16 protein-coding genes and 1 pseudogene are annotated in these 15,071 nt (G+C 68.6%); 8 read left to right on the top strand and 9 right to left on the bottom strand.

From position 1 onward, the window contains the following. From AC3A6B_RS05325 to htpG, 3 genes and pseudogenes are all read right to left on the bottom strand, one after another. Positions 1 to 297: pseudogene (locus AC3A6B_RS05325) on the bottom strand (IS110 family transposase); the annotation flags it as partial. 161 nt (positions 298 to 458) lie between these two features. Further along, complete coding sequence (locus AC3A6B_RS05320; protein ID WP_487835715.1) at positions 459 to 1,721, bottom strand: cytochrome P450; 1,263 nt, start codon at positions 1,719 to 1,721, stop codon at positions 459 to 461. Between the two features lie 2 nt (positions 1,722 to 1,723). Then, positions 1,724 to 3,766, bottom strand: a complete 2,043-nt coding sequence (gene htpG / locus AC3A6B_RS05315; RefSeq protein ID WP_487835714.1) for a molecular chaperone HtpG — start codon at positions 3,764 to 3,766, stop codon at positions 1,724 to 1,726. Positions 3,767 to 4,042: 276 nt separating this feature from the next. Here htpG and AC3A6B_RS05310 point away from each other — a divergent pair, with 276 nt between their 5' ends. The 6 genes from AC3A6B_RS05310 to AC3A6B_RS05285 all read left to right on the top strand — a co-directional run bounded on the left by AC3A6B_RS05310 (position 4,043) and on the right by AC3A6B_RS05285 (position 9,273). Beyond that, a complete protein-coding gene (locus tag AC3A6B_RS05310; RefSeq protein ID WP_487835713.1) occupies positions 4,043 to 4,684 on the top strand; it encodes a hypothetical protein in 642 nt (213 codons plus the stop codon). Between the two features lie 8 nt (positions 4,685 to 4,692). Continuing rightward, entirely contained in the window at positions 4,693 to 5,340 is a 648-nt protein-coding gene (locus tag AC3A6B_RS05305; protein WP_487835712.1) for a hypothetical protein, read from the top strand. Continuing rightward, the gene (locus tag AC3A6B_RS05300; protein WP_487835711.1) at positions 5,337 to 5,807 is read left to right on the top strand and encodes a hypothetical protein; all 471 of its coding nucleotides are present in this window, start codon (positions 5,337 to 5,339) and stop codon (positions 5,805 to 5,807) included. Before AC3A6B_RS05305 ends, AC3A6B_RS05300 begins: the two co-directional genes overlap by 4 nt. Next, a complete protein-coding gene (locus tag AC3A6B_RS05295; RefSeq protein ID WP_487835710.1) occupies positions 5,804 to 6,631 on the top strand; it encodes a hypothetical protein in 828 nt (275 codons plus the stop codon). The genes AC3A6B_RS05300 and AC3A6B_RS05295 overlap by 4 nt, the downstream gene beginning before the upstream one ends. Next, positions 6,628 to 8,745 (top strand): SdrD B-like domain-containing protein, encoded by a 2,118-nt coding sequence (locus AC3A6B_RS05290; protein ID WP_487835709.1) that lies wholly within the window; start codon positions 6,628 to 6,630, stop codon positions 8,743 to 8,745. The genes AC3A6B_RS05295 and AC3A6B_RS05290 overlap by 4 nt, the downstream gene beginning before the upstream one ends. 240 nt (positions 8,746 to 8,985) lie before the next feature. Then, positions 8,986 to 9,273 (top strand): hypothetical protein, encoded by a 288-nt coding sequence (locus AC3A6B_RS05285; protein WP_487835708.1) that lies wholly within the window; start codon positions 8,986 to 8,988, stop codon positions 9,271 to 9,273. Between the two features lie 10 nt (positions 9,274 to 9,283). Here AC3A6B_RS05285 and AC3A6B_RS05280 read toward each other — a convergent pair whose 3' ends face one another. The 6 genes from AC3A6B_RS05280 to AC3A6B_RS05255 form a co-directional block, all read right to left on the bottom strand. Continuing rightward, positions 9,284 to 9,622, bottom strand: a complete 339-nt coding sequence (locus tag AC3A6B_RS05280; protein WP_487835707.1) for a hypothetical protein — start codon at positions 9,620 to 9,622, stop codon at positions 9,284 to 9,286. A gap of 73 nt (positions 9,623 to 9,695) precedes the next feature. Next, a complete protein-coding gene (locus AC3A6B_RS05275) occupies positions 9,696 to 9,992 on the bottom strand; it encodes an SDR family NAD(P)-dependent oxidoreductase (protein WP_487835706.1) in 297 nt (98 codons plus the stop codon). Positions 9,993 to 10,006: 14 nt separating this feature from the next. Beyond that, complete coding sequence (locus tag AC3A6B_RS05270) at positions 10,007 to 11,035, bottom strand: MBL fold metallo-hydrolase (protein WP_487835723.1); 1,029 nt, start codon at positions 11,033 to 11,035, stop codon at positions 10,007 to 10,009. Positions 11,036 to 11,101: 66 nt separating this feature from the next. Continuing rightward, a complete protein-coding gene (locus AC3A6B_RS05265) occupies positions 11,102 to 11,521 on the bottom strand; it encodes a DUF4148 domain-containing protein (RefSeq protein ID WP_487835705.1) in 420 nt (139 codons plus the stop codon). Positions 11,522 to 11,643: 122 nt separating this feature from the next. After that, on the bottom strand, positions 11,644 to 11,982 hold the full coding sequence (locus AC3A6B_RS05260) for a hypothetical protein (protein ID WP_487835704.1): 339 nt from the start codon (positions 11,980 to 11,982) through the stop codon (positions 11,644 to 11,646). A 29-nt stretch (positions 11,983 to 12,011) separates the two neighbouring features. Next, a complete protein-coding gene (locus AC3A6B_RS05255) occupies positions 12,012 to 12,320 on the bottom strand; it encodes a hypothetical protein (protein ID WP_487835703.1) in 309 nt (102 codons plus the stop codon). Positions 12,321 to 12,633: 313 nt separating this feature from the next. Here AC3A6B_RS05255 and AC3A6B_RS05250 point away from each other — a divergent pair, with 313 nt between their 5' ends. Together AC3A6B_RS05250 and AC3A6B_RS05245 are read left to right on the top strand one after the other, a co-directional pair. Continuing rightward, on the top strand, positions 12,634 to 13,350 hold the full coding sequence (locus AC3A6B_RS05250; RefSeq protein WP_487835702.1) for a response regulator transcription factor: 717 nt from the start codon (positions 12,634 to 12,636) through the stop codon (positions 13,348 to 13,350). Continuing rightward, positions 13,331 to 15,067: a FecR family protein gene (locus AC3A6B_RS05245; RefSeq protein ID WP_487835701.1), complete on the top strand. Its 1,737-nt coding sequence runs from the start codon at positions 13,331 to 13,333 to the stop codon at positions 15,065 to 15,067. The genes AC3A6B_RS05250 and AC3A6B_RS05245 overlap by 20 nt, the downstream gene beginning before the upstream one ends. Positions 15,068 to 15,071: the final 4 nt, after the last annotated feature.

The following is a 15,071-nucleotide window of genomic DNA, read 5'->3' as shown; positions in this document are numbered from 1 at the left end:
CGCCAGCCAGATCGCGCGTGCATCGGCAGCGTCGTCCTTGTTGCTGCGCACAAACGCGCGCACCTGGCGCGCCGGCAGCAACTCCACCCGGTGTCCGAGACTGCCCAACACCCGCGCCCAGTGGTGCGCACTGCCGCACGCCTCCATCGCCACGCGCGCCGGCTGCAACTGGGCGAAGACTTCGCCCAGCCTGGCCCGAGCGAGCTTCTTGCGCCCGATCTCGCCTGTCTCGCCATCAACCCAATGAAGTTGCATCACGTTCTTTGCAATGTCCAAGCCATACGTCGTACGATTCATTTCGGGGCCTCCGTCTGCAAGTGGTTGCCAATCGAACTTCCACTTTGGCACTCGATGCCGTCGACTGCGAGGCCCCCTTCATCCCCCGTACCTCCGCTACCGCAGTCGATCAGCGAGGGGGAGGCGTCCATACCATCTCCTTGTCGTGGTCTCGAGGGGATTCAGGACTCGATCGGCAGGCCCAGGCTCAAGGGCACGTGCAGGTAGCCGCGAAAGCGCGCCCGGCCGCCGCGCACCACCGGCCCGCAGAGCCGGTAGTCGGGAAAGCGCGCGAGGAAGGCGGCGATCGCGATGCGCCCTTCGAGCCGCGCCAGGTTCATGCCCACGCACTGGTGCGTGCCCGAGCCGAAAGCCAGGTGCCGGTTCGGCGAGCGCGTGATGTCGAGCTGGTCCGGCGCGTCGAACACCGCCGGATCGCGGTTCGCCGCGCCGATGGCGAGCGTGATCAACGTGCCGGCCGGCACCTCGACGCCGCCCACGTTGGCGGCGGCGCGGGTGATGCGGTTGCCCAGCTGGTTGGAGCTCTCGAAGCGCAGGAACTCCTCGATTGCGGTCTTGATGAGCGACGGGTCGTCGAGCAGGCGCTGCTTCTGCTGCGGCCATTCGAGCAGGGCGACCAGGCCGTTGCCGATCAGGTTGGTGGTGGTCTCGTGGCCGGCGTTGAGGATGAAGATGCAGTTCTGGTAGAGCTCGTTCTCGCTCAACCTGTCGCCGCCGTCCTCCTCGCCCTGGATCAGCCGCGTGAGCACGTCGTGCGCCGGATCGCCGGGATGGCGCCGCCGCTCGGCCACCAGGGTGCGCAGGTAGGCCACCATCTCGGTCACGGCGCGGTTGCCGGCTTCCATCTGGGCCTCGGTCAGCCGCGGCTCCAGCGCGCCCAGGATCGCGAGCGACCAGTTGCGCAGCGGCTCGCGCTTCTCGCGCGGCACGCCCAGCAGGTTGCCGATGATCTCCACGGGAATCGCGGCGGCGAAGTCCTCGATCAGGTCGACCTCGCCGCCGGCGCGCTGCCGCTCTTCCATGCGGTCGAGCAGGCCGTTCACCAGGTGCACGAGCCCGTCCTCCAGCGACTCGATGGCCTTGGGCGTCAGCGCGCCGGCGATCAGCCGGCGCACGCGCGTGTGCAGCGGCGGGTCGTTGAACACCAGGCTGGTCGTGTGGTGCTGGTAGAGCGGACTGCCCGCGCCGTACTTGGGCGCGTACTCGGCGTGCTTGTCGGAGCTGAAGGTGTGGGTGTCCTTGTAGACGGCCACGCAGTCGGCATGGCGCGTGAGCAGCAAGGAACCGTCGGGCATGCGCCGCACCGGCGTCGCCTCGCGCAGCGCGGCGTACCAGGGATAGGGGTTCTCGTAGAAGTCCGGGCCGAGGCTGCGCAGGTCGAAACCCGTGACGTCGGGCCGTTGCGAAGACTCTCCCGCACTCATCGCTACACCAGCAGCGCGTTGACGCGCCGCACGTAGGCGGCCGGGTCGGCCGGCAACCCGCCCTCGGCCAGCAGCGCCTGGTCGAACAGGATGTTGGCCAGGTCCTCGAAGTGCTCGGAGCCGTCGAGCTTCTTGACCAGCGGGTGCTCGGCATTCACTTCCAGCACCGGCCTGAGTTCCGGCGCGGGCTGGCCGGCCTGCTTGAGCATGCGCGCGAGCTGGGTGCTCATGCCGCCGTCCTGCACCACCAGGCAGGCCGGCGAATCGACCAGGCGCGTGGTCACGCGCACGTCCTCGGCCTTGTCCTTGAGGGCTTCCTTGAGGCGCTCCAGCATCGGCTTGAAGGATTCGGCCGCTTCTTCCGCGGCCTTCTTCTCGGCCTCGTCCTGCAGCTTGCCCAGGTCGACCGCGCCCTTGGCCACGCTCTGCAGCGGCGTGCCGTCGAACTCGGTCAGGTAGTTGAGCGCCCATTCGTCCACGCGGTCGGTCATCAGGAGCACCTCGATGCCCTTCTTCTTGAAGATCTCGAGCTGCGGGCTGTTCTTGGCCGCGGCCAGGGTGTCGGCCGTGATGTAGTAGATCGCCTCCTGGCCTTCCTTCATGCGCGACTTGTAGTCGGCGAAGCTCACGCTCACGGTGTCGCTGGTGCTGGAGGCGAAGCGCAGGAGCTTGGCGATGCGCTCGCGGTTGGCAAAGTCCTCGCCCAGGCCTTCCTTGAGCACGGCGCCGAACTCGGCATAGAACTTCGCGTACTTGCCCGACTCGTCGCTGTACTCGGCCGCGGCTTGCGCGGCCAGCGTGGTGTCGGCCGCGTTCTTGTCCACCGCATCAGTCACCCCTTCGCCCGGTTCGGGCGCCGGCACGCTCTCGCCGGAGCCGACATCGAGCTTGCCTTCGTTGCTCTGGCCGGCCGCCTTCTGCTTCTTGGCCAGGTCTTCCAGCATGCCGAGCACGCGCTTGGTGCTGCCTTCGCGGATCGCCTTCACGTCGCGGCTTTCCTGCAGCAGCTCGCGGCTCACGTTGAGCGGCAGGTCGGCCGAATCGATCACGCCCTTGACGAAGCGCAGGTAGCTCGGCAGCAGCGCTTCGGCGTCGTCCATGATGAAGACGCGCTTGACGTAGAGCTTGACGCCCGCGCTCTTCTCGCGGTTCCACAGGTCCATCGGGGCCTTGGACGGGATGTAGAGCAGCTGCGTGTACTCGGTCGTGCCCTCGACGCGGTTGTGGCTCCAGGCGAGCGGCGCCTCGAAGTCGTGGCTGATGTTCTTGTAGAACTCGACGTACTGCTCCTCGTCGATGTCCTTCTTCGGCCGGCTCCACAGCGCATTGGCCTGGTTGACCGGCTCCCACTCGCCGGTCTTGACCATCTGGCCGCCCTTGTTCTCCTCACCCTCTTTCCACTCTTCCTTCTCCATCAGGATGGGCAGGGAGATGTGGTCGGAGTACTTGGAGATGATGGACTTGAGCTTCCACAGGTTCAGGTATTCCTCGGCATCCTCGCGCAGGTGCAGCGTCACGCTGGTGCCGCGCTGCGGGCGCGCGATGGTGTCGACCTCGAAATCGCCGGCGCCGGCGCTGACCCAGCGCACGCCTTCCTCGGCGGGCAGGCCCGCGCGGCGCGACTCGACCGTGATCTTGTCGGCCACGATGAAGCCCGAATAGAAGCCCACGCCGAACTGCCCGATGAGCTGGGCATCGGCCTTCTGGTCGCCCGAGAGCTTGCTCATGAACTCCCGGGTACCGCTCTTGGCGATGGTGCCCAGGTGGTCGATGGCCTCCTGCTGCGACAGCCCGATCCCGTTGTCGGCGATCGTGATCGTCTTGGCTTCCTTGTCGAAGGAGACGCGCACCTCCAGCGTGGGCTGCTCTTCATAGAGGCCCGGCTGGTCGATGGCCTCGAAACGCAGCTTGTCGCAGGCATCCGACGCGTTCGAGATCAGCTCCCTCAGGAAGATTTCCTTGTTGGAGTAGAGCGAATGCGTGACCAGGTGAAGCAGCTGCGCGACTTCGGCCTGGAAAGGGAGTTTGGTCTTGGAGAGAGTCATGGAACGAGAAGAACGAAGAAAAAAGACGTCGCCTCAGGCGAATCGACAACTTTACAAGACCCCGCCGCCGCGAGCCATCCGAAAGAAATGCCCGCCTTCGCCGACGGGCCGCCGCAGGCTGCGTGGCAAAGGCGCGACAGATTACAAAGTACTACTTCGTAACTATTTAACGAAAGTTCTCTTCTCGTTATGGAAGAGAACTAAATGCCGTCTCAACTTGTAGGCCATCGCCTACATTTCACCCGGCACCGAAACCAACCACTTACTCCACCGCACATGAAAAAACTTCTTCTGGTCACCGCGCTTGCCGCGATCGCACCCCTGGCCGCTCACGCCGAGTCGAACTTCACCACCGCCGCTGGCGCCCAGAGCGCCGCCGCCAAGCTCGACTTCAGGGTCGTCGTTCCGAAGGTGCTCTTCCTGCAAGTCGGTACCGGCACCAACCTCGCCAACAACGCGACGGTGGACAAAGTCAGCTTCGACGTGCCGGCCGGCGCCATCGGCAACGGCACTGCCGTGGCCGGTACCGGCGGCGACCTGGCCGGCGGCGGCGTCACGGTCCGTGTGCTCGGCAACAGCGGCACCGTCAGCCTGACCAACGCGACCTCGGGCCAGCTGAGCAGCGGCGTCGCCGGCAACCCGACCGTGCCGTGGACCGACATCGTCGTGACCGCAGGCGCACTGGCCACGACCACCACCGGCTACACCAACGCGGCCATCGCTCACCCGCCGTTCAACAACGCAGCCGGCGGCGGCGCTTCGGCGGCGGCCACCACGCTGGCCGCTTCGGCCGGCCTCGTGCGCCGCGAAGGCAGCTGGACCTTCGCCTATGCCAACACGGCCACGCTGCCGGCCGGCACCTACGGCGACACCGTGGGCAACAACGGCCGCGTGACCTACACCGCGACCGCTCCCTGATCGCTGCGTTGTCACCACTTTTTCGCGCCCGGCGCGCCGCACTGGCGCTCGCCGTGCTAGGCGGCGGCTGGCTGCCCGCGGCGCACGGCTTCACGGTCGCCATCACCCCGGGCACCCGCGCGCTGTTTCTTCAGGTGGGTGTCGGCACGATGACGGGCGGGACCTTCAACAATCGCGGCACGCCCGGCAACAACACGACCGTCAACACCGTCTCGGTCACCGTTCCCGCAGGCCAGCTCGGCTCGGGCACGGCCCAGGCCATGACGACCGACAGCACCGTCACGGCCAGTCCCTGGGACGGCTTCGCGTTCTGCACCTCGCCGGCCACCACGGGGCAGGTGTACGTGGGCGGCTTCTACCGGGTGCCGGGTTCCAGCAACGCCGGCCCGGCGACGCTGTCCGTCACCACGCCGTCAAGCCTGACCGGCGGCGGCAACACCATCCCCTTCAGCAGCATCGCCTGGACCTCATCCGGCAACAACGACACGACGACGACGATCCCCAGCGCCACATTCACCGGCGGCGCCCAGACCTTGCTGTCGGTCACCCGCAACAACTGGTTCGAGAGCTGCCTGGCCTTTCGCTACCTCAATACCCAGTTGGTCCCCGCCGGCACCTTCACCGGCACAGCCACTTACACGCTCACCGCACCATGAAGAGCCGCGCGTCGCTTGCCATGCTGACCGGCCTGCTAGCCATGGCCGCGGGCCTGCCGGCCGGCGCCGCGACCTTCAGGGTCGACGACACGGGCACCTACGTGAGCCAGCCGGTCACGCCGATGCGCTGGCGCCAGCTGGCACCTGGCCGCGCGGGCGACCACACGATCGAAGGCCGCGTGGCCGTGGCGCTGCGGCTCAACCTGTCGCCCTGGCTCCACCGGCCGGCGCGCATCTACATGTCCCTGGCACCGACCGAAGGCGAGCAACTGGTCGCCGCGTGGCGCACCCAGGGCCGGCTGCTGCCGGGCACGGTCCGCGGCGGCAGCCGCACGCTGGTGTTCGAGGGCGTGGTGCGCGAGGCATTCCTGCAGGAAAGCCTGGTGCTCGATCTGACGGCCGACGGCCGCAAGGTGGAGCGCGCGCAATCCCTGCAATTCTTTTTCGAGATCGAGGTATCGCCGTGACGCGCCGAGCCGCACCTTTCCGCCGCGGGCACTCCGCGGCCTTTCTTCTCGCGACCGGCATCGCCGCGTCGACCATCGGCGCTACAGCACAGGCGCAGTTTTCGCTTGCCGTGTCGCCGCCGCGCTTCGAGCTGTCGGCAAAGCCCGGCGAGCGGGTGCGCGAGGTGATCGAGCTCACACACCGCGACACACAGACCGGCGCCTACAAGCTCAAGACCGCGGACTGGACGTTCAGGCCCGACGCCTCGGTCGACTTCAGCGACGAGCTGCTGACCGGCAGCTGCCGGCCCTGGGTCGCGATCGAGCGCCGCGATCTCAGCATCACGCCCGGACGCCCCTACCGCTTCCGCTTCGAAGTGACGCCGCCGGCCGATACGCCGCCGACGGAGTGCCGCTTCGCGGTGATGATCGAAGGCCAGCAGCCCGCGGCGGCACCGGGCGTTCCGGTCGCGCTGGGCGCGCGCATCGGCGTCATCGTCTATGTGGCGGTGGGCGACGTGGCGCCGCAGCTGGAACTCGCGGGCAGCTCGGTCCAGACGGTCGATGGCCAGGCCACGCCGATGCTGAAGATCCGCAACACCGGCACCGCGCACGGCCGGCTGGCCGGCTTCCTCTCCGGCACCGATGCGAGCGGCACGGCCCTGGAGCTGCAGGCCAGCACCACCCCCATCATGGCCGGCGAGACGCGCGACATCGCGCTCGTGGCCAACAAGCCCGGCGACACCGAGACGGCCGTCGCCGTGCGCTTCCCGATCACGGTCACCGGCAAGCTGGAGTGGGGCAAGAACGGCTCGCTGCCGATCAATCAACGCTTCACCCGATGAAACGCTGGCTCCGATGCAGCGCCCTCGGACTGTGCGGCGCGGGCCATGTGCTGGCCGGCGCGCCGGCATGGGCACAGGCCGCGCCCGCCGCCACGGTGGCGCAGCCCGAGGCGGCCGGCTATGCCGACCGCGTGCTCGACGACAGCCCGCAAGCCGAGCCGGCCGCCGAGCCTGAGGTCCGCGACACGGGCTGGCCGCGCGGCTGGAGCATCGAGGGCCAGTCGACCCAGCAGAGCGGCGTCGTGCGCCAGCGCAGCCAGTCGCTGCTGTTCTCCGGCTACCTGGACACGCCGAACTACGGCACCTTCTCGGCCAATGCCAACCTCAACCGCGACGCCGCGCCGGTGAACGGCCTCGGCCTGGTGGGCAGCACCGGCACGCCCTACAGCGTGGTGCCCTACAGCTACCGCACCGGCAGCACCTGGCGCATCGACCAGCGCGGCATGCCCTTCGACGGCGGCTGGTTCGGCAACAACAGCGTCGGCAACATCAACATGGCGGCGACGCCGCTGGCGCGCGGCGTCGGCCGCGTCTACCTGCCCAGCCTGCCGATCGAGGGCGTTGCCGCCAGCCTGGAACAGCCGGGCCGGACCACCTTCAATGCCTCGGCCGGCCGCCTCGGCTACTTCGACGGGCTCTCCTTCCAGGGCTTCTCGGCCGGCCGCGGCACGGCCGCGAGCGCCGGTGCGCAGACCCAGCTGACGGGCGGCGACGGCCCGCTCGCGCCGGGCCGCACCGACGCGGCGGTCCAACTGATCGAGACGCGCGACTTCAACGCCAACGGCGTGCCCGGCTTCGCCCAGAACACGCGCTCGCTCTGGACCGCCGTGTCCTGGCAGGGCCTGGCGCCCTGGGCCGATTCGCTGGGCAGCGGCTTCGGCGGCGTCGCCGACAAAGTGGGCGGCCTGCGCGTCCAGGCCAACCTGGCGCACAGCGCCGGCCGGCCTTCGGACGCATCATCCTTCGCCCCGCGCGATTCCGCCAGCGGCGGCTGGATCGATGCCGCCTGGCGCACCGAGCTGCTGCAGCAGGCCGCCTCGGTGTTCTATTTCGAGCCCTCGCTGCGCTGGGGCGGCGATTCGCTGCCGAGCGATTTGCGCGGCGCCTCCTGGCGCGGCGACATCTCGACGCGCCAATGGCAGCTCGGCACCAACATCGAAGTGAGCGACAGCGTGAGCGGCCAGCAGCGCGGCTCGGTGTTCGGCAACCTGTTCGGCCGCTATCGCTTCGACTCGCGCGACGCGCTCTCGGCCACCCTCGCCGCGCGCACCGGCACCTTCGCCGCGCAATCGGCCCAGCTGACCTGGGAGCACAAGTCCGACTGGGGCTACACGCAATGGCGCACCGACATCGCTCACGGCACCGGCCTGCGCGTGCTGCGCAGCGGCGTCGACCACGCCTGGAACGTGGGCGAGACGCAGACCCTCTCGACCTCGCTGGCGCTCGAGCAGTCGCGCGAGGCCGGCAACAGCGCGCGCACCGTGCACTGGGGCGTGCTCGGCACCACGCCCCTGGTCGCGGGCGCTCGCCTCGACCTGAGCCTGCGCGGCAGCAACGGCATCGGCGGCAACGAATCGCGCTTCCTGAGCGCCAATGCGCGCCTGTCCTGGCCGCTCGGCCTGGGCTGGTCCTTCATCGCCCAGTACACCGCGGCGCGCGGGCAGGAGTCGCTCAATCCGGCAGTGGTCTCGGCGCTGACGGCGGCGACCTTGCAGCCGGTGCTGGTCACGCCCTACAGCCGCGCCTTCATGGTGGCGCTGCGCTACGAGAACCGGGCCGGCCTGGCCAGCGCGCCCATCGGCGGCATGCCCGGCACCGGCGCGGGCCGGCTCGAAGGCCACGTGTTTTTCGACCAGGACAATAACGGCCGGCGCGAAGCGAACGAGGGCGGCGTCGCCAGCGTGACGGTGGTGCTCGATCGCCGCTACGTGGCGCGCACCGACGCCCAGGGCTTCTACAGCTTCCCGTCCGTGGCGGCCGGCAGCCACGAGATCGAACTGATCCAGGACAACCTGCCGCTGCCCTGGAGCAGCGCGGGCTCGGCTTCGCGCCGCGTCGACGTGTACGTGCGCGACACCGCCTCGGCCGATTTTCCGATCCATAAAGAGCGCTGAAGCGCGGCCTTTGTCTCGCGGCGGCGCGTTTCGCACGCGTCCTACGACCTAAGTCGGTTGCGCTGCACTGCAGCATGGTATTTACTGGCCGGCAACGGAGGCCACGGATCCCGCCGACCCTTCATTTTTCCGTGACTCCGCCGATATCCAAGGGACCGGTCGTCGATGCGACGCCTGGCTGTCCTGCTTTTTCTTGGGTGCCGCCATATGTACGGAAGCGCGTTCTCATCGGGGGTTTGCATGAAAAGCGCCCTCTCCGCCCTGCTGCTGCTGCCGCTGGCCTGCACAGCCGAGACCGCCGTCGGCGTGAACAGCGCGACCGGCGCCCTGAACTTCACGGTGATCATTCCGCCCGTGTTCCGCGTGCTGCAGGTGACGCCGGTGACGGACGGCTACGAATACCGCGTCTGGACCAACAAGCCCAGCGTGATGCTCAACGGCCGCGAATACCGGTTCCACCGCGTCGGCGAGACGACGCTGAAGATTCCGACGCCGCCGCAGCGCCTGCTCCTGGTGCACGGTCTCTGAGCAGCGTCCTTCAGTGGCTGCTGCCGGACGTCGGCATCGGCGCGGTCGACTGGCCCGGCAGTTCGGTGCCGGTTGCATGGGCGGCGGCCACGGCGCCCGCGTAGACATCGTCGCTCGACATCGTCGAAACCGGCATCGGCGCCGCGGTCGACTGGCCGATCGATTCGGTACCGCTCGCATGCGCGGCAGCGACGGCACCGGCACCCACCTCGGCGCTCACCGGCGAATTCATCTGCAGCGGGTGGTAGTCGGAGCCGTCGGTGATCTCCTGCGCCTGCGCGAGCGCAGCGCCGAAGGATGCGATGGCGGCCGCGGCTGCGAGCGCCATCATGCGTGTGGATGCGTGCATGGTTGTCTCCTCGACAAGAATGGCCGATCGCCGCGGTGCGACATGCGCTGCGCCGGATCGACCTTCGAGGACTCTAGGAAGCCACGCTTAGAACAAGCTGACCTCGCTCGACGAAGGCCTTGAGCGCGTCTTCCCTCAGCACGTCGGCGCGCACGCAGAGCGCCTCGCCGCCGGCCGCGCGCAGGGCGGCCTCGATCTCGGGCCCCGGCGCTTCGCCACCGCCGCAGAAGATCACCCGGCCGCCTTCGACCGCGAAAGCAGCCCCCACGGCGCGGCCGATACCCGAGGCACCGCCGTCGACGACGATCAGCTTGCCTTCGAAACGGCCCGCGCGGCCGATCGTGCTGCGGTCCCAGTTCGCTTGCGACATGACTTGGGCGTTCCTCAGTCGGCTCGCGCCCACCAGGCGGTCGCCACCGGCGGCGCCTTCATGTCGACCGCCTGCCCGATCCCGGGCGTCATCAGGTCCACGCCGCGCGCCGCGGCGAGGGCGGTGATGCGCGCCAGCGGGTCGTGCCAGTCGTGCAGCGCCAGGTCGAAGGTGCCGTTGTGCACCGGCAGCAGCCGCTTGCCGCGCAGGTCCAGGTGGGCCTGCAGCGTCTCTTCGGGCTGCATATGGACGCCGGACCATTGGCGGTCGTAGGCGCCGCACTCGATCAGCGTGACGTCGAAGGGCCCGTACTTCTCGCCGATCGCCTTGAAGCCGTCGAAGTAGCCGCCGTCGCCGCTGAAGAACAGCTTGAACGACGGCGCCTCGATGACCCACGAGGCCCACAAGGTCGCGTTGCCGTCGAACAGGCCGCGCCCCGAGAAATGCTGCGCCGGCGTGGCGACGAAGCGGATGCCGTCCACCGTGGTGGATTGCCACCAGTCCAGCTGGCGGACCTTGGCCGGATCCACGCCCCATCCGACGAGCAGGTCGCCGACGCCCAGCGGCGCCAGGAAATGATCGACTCTTGCCGCCAGTTGCAGGATCGCGGCGCGGTCCAGATGGTCGTAGTGGTCGTGCGACAGCACCACGCCCCGGATCGGCGGCAGATCGTCGATAGCGATCGGCGGCGGATGAAAGCGCTTCGGCCCGGCCCACTGCACCGGCGAGGCGCGCTCGGAGAACACCGGGTCGGTCAGCCAGAAGGCGCCTTGCAGCTTCATCAGCACGGTCGAGTGCCCGAGACGCACCAGCGTCTGGTCGGGCGCGGCCAGCAGCTGCTCGCGCGTGAGGCTGGCCACGGGCAGCGGCGCGGCGGGCGAGGCCTCGGCCGGCTTGTCGAACATGAAGCGCCAGAGGACCCTGGGCATCTCGCGCCAGCCGACGGTCTGGGGCGTCACGGGGTTGCGAAAACTGCCGTCGCGGAACTGCGGTGATTCGGCATGGCGGGCGGTGCCGCAGGCGCTCAATCCGAGGGTGGTCATGAAGGCGATCAGGAGGAAGAACAGCGCGGCGGCAAGCGGCCGCGCCCGGTGGATGGGCGCTGCCAATCAGAGCCTGCCGGCGCCGGCCGCGGTGCGCTGATCCAGCGGATTGCGCATCGTCGAGATCACCTTGCTGTTGACGCGCGAACCGGAAGACACGTTCTGGTCCGGCGCGTAGGCTGCGCGCATCGCTTCCTTCGCCACGGCGGAACGGTCGGCGACCGCCTTGAAGGGTTCCGCGCCGCGCGAACCGCGCACCACGTTCTGGTTGGGGGCGGCGGCGGTGCGAATCGCTTCCGCATCCACATCGGCGCGGCTCAGGCTCGAGGCGTGGGTGTGCACGCCGTCGTAGCTTTCGGCCTGGGCGGCGATCGAGCCCAGCGCGGCGAGGGCGCTGAAGACAGTGACGGCGAGAAACTTCAGGGAGGCTGCTTGCATGGTGGTGAACTCCAGGGACTGGGATGACTGGCGGGTCTCGCGCCGCATGCGGCATGCATCACGGCTGACCCGGGGTTCACTCTAGGCAGGCAGATTGAGCCGATCGTTAGGGAAGAATTAGGCGAGGGTTAGCCGAGTCCTGCGGCCCTTCTCTGCATGCGGCCAGCCGATCAAGGCTTCATCGCCGCCTGCGGTTCACGAAGAGACGGCCATGATTCCGTGGCCGAGAAGCGCTGGACCATCCGGGTCTTACATGCGCTTTCGCGCTCGGTTTCGAGCGCCGCGATGACGATCCATTGCGCAGGATCCTGCTGAAGATCTTCGGCCAGCGCACCCGCAATCACGGGCGAGAGCCGGCCCCTGCTGCGTGCGGTGCGCAGCGCCTCTTCCGACAGGCCGAGCTTTCGCGCCCACACGCGCAGGTTGTCTTTTTCGAGCGCCATTTTCAGGAGGTCCATCGTCGTGGTTGGCCGACGGGAGACAACCGGCTGATTGAAGATGCTCATCATGGAAGGACTTGTTGACATTGGATTGGCGCTCAGAGGCAATGCGCGCCCGAATGCGTCAGCGTCCCGCGGCTTGCAAAAAGATCGAGCAGGCTGCGTCCCACTCGCGTGATTTCGTCGACCGTCGCAGGCAGCTGCCCATGCGAGGAGTCAAGTCCGCCCGGCACTCGCTCAGCGTCGGGAATGGCTGCCTTGATCGAGCCGCCCAGCTTCAGGATCCTCAAGGTCTCGATCTCGTCGTGGTCCACGACATGAACAGGCAGTCGCGCGTTCGCCAGCCGGCGCAGCAGTTCGATGGGTTGCGGATACGACCCGTTTGGCGTTCTGTATGAGTGGTTCATGCGTTGTGTCGAGATTGTGGCAGGCAGGTTTCGGTGCTGAGCGCACTGGGGCCGCGATGCGTGTGGAGCGCGAATGTAGTGACGCGATTCGCGCTCGGCAATCGACTTGACAATGCATGAGAATTGCCGCGCGCAAGCTGGCCCCGCAGCGCGAGCTCCGCGCCGTGTATGCGTCTTTTTTGGTGAAAACCGAGAGCGAATTGACATTGCTTGACATTCCCTGCCCTGGCCTGCCCTGGAGGCCCCGTACACTTCGTTGCCTCACGAAGCCGGCAGTCGGCGCCGGGCGCTCACTGGAAGGTCGAAGAAGAAAATGCGAGTTGCGGCACTGGACGACGACGTCGATCAGTTGGACCTCGTCAAGTGCACGTTGCAGGCGATCGGGCATGACTGCCATGTGTTCGCCGAAGGCGCCGCATTGCGCCGCGAGCTGCAGCGCGAGACCTTCGATCTTCTCGTCCTGGATTGGCACCTGCCCGACATCACCGGACCGGAGATCGTGCGCTGGGTCCGGGCCAATCTGCAGGACCGCATCCCCATTCTTTTCGTGACCAACCGCCATGAAGAGCGCGACATCGTCGAGGGACTGGCGGCGGGAGCGGACGACTTCATGGTCAAGCCCATGCGTGTCGGCGAACTGGCCGCCCGCGTGCGTGCGCTGCTGCGGCGCGCCTACCTGGACGCGCAGCCGGAAGAGCAGGTCTGGGGACGCTACCGCTTCGTGCTTGCCAACCGCCAACTGGAGATCGACGGCAGACCTGTTGCGCTGACGCAGAAGGAGTTCGATCTCGCCCTGTTCCTGTTTCGCAACTCGGGGCGCCTGATTTCGCGGCAGCACCTGCTGGAGACGATCTGGGGCGCGAGCAATCCGCCGGGAACCGAGCTGATGTCGCGCTCCCTGGACACGCACATCTCGCGTGTGCGCAAGGTGCTCGGCTTGCGACCGGAAAGCGGCTACCGCCTGGCCTCGATCTACGGGCAGGGCTATCGATTCGAGACGATCGCGAGCGATGAGAGCAGCGCGGCCTGAGCCTGCGGCGGGTGCCGCAAGCCGTCGGGCAGGCGCGCGCTTCGCGCGCTGGTCGGTCGGCGTTCACCTGGCGCTGCATGCCGCGTTGGCGCTCGCGCAGGCTCCGGCTTCGTCGCCGGATCTGGTGCATGCGGTGCAGCCCGGCGAAACGCTCTTCGGTCTTGCCGAGCGCTACACGGGCCGCGCCGATCGCTGGCTTCAATTGCGCAACCACAACGGGATTGCAAATCCGCATCGGATCGCACCGGGCACCCGGGTGCGCATTCCCGCCGCGCTGCTGAGCTTCGCCCCGACCTTTGCGACAGTGCGCCATGTCACGGGCAGCGTTCGCCAGCTTGCTGCGCCAGACGTCCAGGCGCAGCCGCTGCAGCCGGGCGCACGGCTGGCGGAAGGCACGCGCATCGAGGTGGGCGCCGACGGCTACGTGCGGCTTCAGATGAGCGACGGCTCGACGGTGCGCATACCCGCCAATTCCCGGGTCCGCCTGGTCAGCGTGCGGCGGCAGGACGCCTCGCAGGCCAGCGACACGCTCATCCAGCTGGAGGCGGGCCGCGTGGACGCATCGGCGCAACCGCAGCGCAACAAGGCGAGCCGCTTCGAGATCCGGACACCGCTGGCGGTGGCCAGCGTGCGCGGCACCGAGTTCGGCGTTGCCATCCAGGCCGACGCCGCAGTCACCGGCGAGGTCACACAGGGCAACATCGACCTGAGAGGCCGCCGCCCTCCTGGCGGGCGCGGCATCCGGCAGCACCGGCTTCGCGAGGGACAGGGCGCCCGCGTGAGCAGCGCTGGCGTGATGGGGCCGGTGCGCACCTTGCCGCAAGCGCCCGACCTGGCGGGGCTGCCGGACACGGTGACCGACATCGATTTCGTCCGCCTGCCGCTGCCCGCCGTCGCGGGCATTGCGGCCTACCGTGTCCGGATCTCCACGGACCCGGCGCTGGAGCAGGTCGTGCGCAACGGCGTGTCCGCGGGCGGCGAGCTGCAGTTCGCCGGCCTCGAGGACGGCAGCTACATGGTCGGCGCGCGTGCCGTGGACGATTGGGGGCTGTCGAGCCGCGAGAGCACGCGCACGCTGCGGGTCAAGGCGCGTCCGGTGGCACCGCTCTCCCAGCGCCCCGCGCCCGGAGAAAGAATCGTCGGCAGCGCGGTCGAGTTCAGCTGCGCGCAGCCGGCCGGCGTCCACCGCTTCAGGCTGCAGGTCGCGAGCGACGAGGGCTTCCAGGCGCTATGGGTCGACGATGCGGCACTCACCGAATGCCGGCGTTCGGCCACGCTGGCGCCGGGTCGCTACTTCTGGCGCGTGGCATCCGTGGGCGTGGCGCCCGACGGCACGCAGGACCAGGGCCCCTTCAGCGGCAGCCGGGCCTTCGAGATGGTCGAGCCGCCTCCGGCGGCCCCCCCGCCCAAGGTGAGCAGCGACGACGCAACGCTGCAGCTGTACTGGTCCGCCCAGCCGGGCTACCGCTACCTCGTGCAGGTCGCGCGTGACGGCGGCTTCGCCGATCTCGTGCATGCCGACACGCGGTCCGAGGCCTCCCTGCGTCTGGCGGACCTGCCGCCGGGCAACTACCACGTGCGGATCCAGGCGATCACCCCCGAAGGCGAGGCCGGCAGTTTTTCCCCGCCGCAGGTCGTGCGGATCGAGGCGGTGCTGCGCGACGCCAGCGGCGCCGCCGTCCGCGATGCGGGCGGCAGTCCGGTCGGCCGCCAGTAACGTC

This window comes from Variovorax sp. Soil_C_33, assembly GCF_057656935.1.
Note: the sequence above shows the minus strand (reverse complement) of the source record. Positions and strands in the feature narration are given on the sequence as shown.